This window comes from Plesiomonas sp., assembly GCF_051650925.1.
Taxonomy (GTDB): domain Bacteria; phylum Pseudomonadota; class Gammaproteobacteria; order Enterobacterales; family CAMTGL01; genus Plesiomonas.
On the sequence record NZ_JBOFRH010000436.1, the window covers coordinates 1 to 1,077 of the forward strand.

1 protein-coding gene is annotated in these 1,077 nt (G+C 49.5%); it reads right to left on the reverse strand.

Features of this window, described 5'->3' with window-relative positions; all coding sequences use genetic code 11:
• Nucleotides 1-1,077: GGDEF domain-containing protein (locus ACRC27_RS10595; RefSeq protein WP_438639843.1), on the reverse strand; the 1,077-nt coding region annotated here is incomplete at both ends.

Here is a 1,077-nt window from a genome sequence, read left to right on the forward strand (position 1 = left end):
TCATCGCGATATCAGGCATATGTTTACGCAATAACGTGGCAATAGTGGCTAGCACCTGATCGCCGCTATGATGACCAAAGTGATCATTTATTTTCTTGAAATGATCGATATCGATAAACAGCAAGCATAACTTCCCAGCCGTCGCGTGATATTGCGGCCATAGCGTTTCGAGATGCTTTTGTGCCCAACCACGGTTATAGAGTTGGGTGAGCGGATCTTCACTGGCCAGCTTGGCGGTGCGGCGCAGCGCATGTTTGAGTGCTTGGGTTTTGTGGTTGATGCGCCATTGCATCAAGGTACGGTTAGCCAAGTTCTCTTCTTGCATCTGGCCGAGCATCAGCAGAGGCAAACCAATCGAGATAATCAAAATCGCCCAGTAGGCTAAGCGGTGACTATCAACGGATAGCGCATGAAACAGCAGATTGTGTGAAGACAGGGTGAGCCCTTGCAAACCGAGCAGAAAGACGCAGGCGGTAGCACCTAGATAGCGAAACTGCAGGACCAGCCACACCGAACAAACAAAGATCAGCACACTGAAAATAGGGTGATAAATAGCCAGTAAGAGTGGGAAAGGTAGCAGCAGCCAGGCGCTGTAGTGCACCCATTTTACCTGCAGTCCTCGGTATTGTTGCAGCATCAGGGTATACAGCAAGGGAACTAATAAGAACATCCCTAGCGTGTTATTTAATCCTTGGGTCAAGATATAGCATAGCCAGTTAAGCTCGCTATCAGAGGCGGTCAGTTGGCGGCGTTGAGCGATGAACACTACGCCTTGTAACGCGGCACTGATAAAAGGTACGGTGCAGCACATCCACGTAAAACGCAGCAACATCGGTTGGCTCCAGCGCGCCCAGATTTTGCCTGGAATGCGCCAGATCCGAAAGCCAAGCCACGCCTCAAAGCAGTCAATCAGACTGGCCAGTATGCTGGATACGAGACTATTGCCAAGTTCGGTCAGCCCTTCACTTAATGAGCCAATATCTTGCACATTAAATTGCAGATACAGGATTTGTTGATCGGTGCTCAGTAGCGAGTAATACCCGTTGACGGCAAATGAGGCGCAAAAAATCCAAGGTA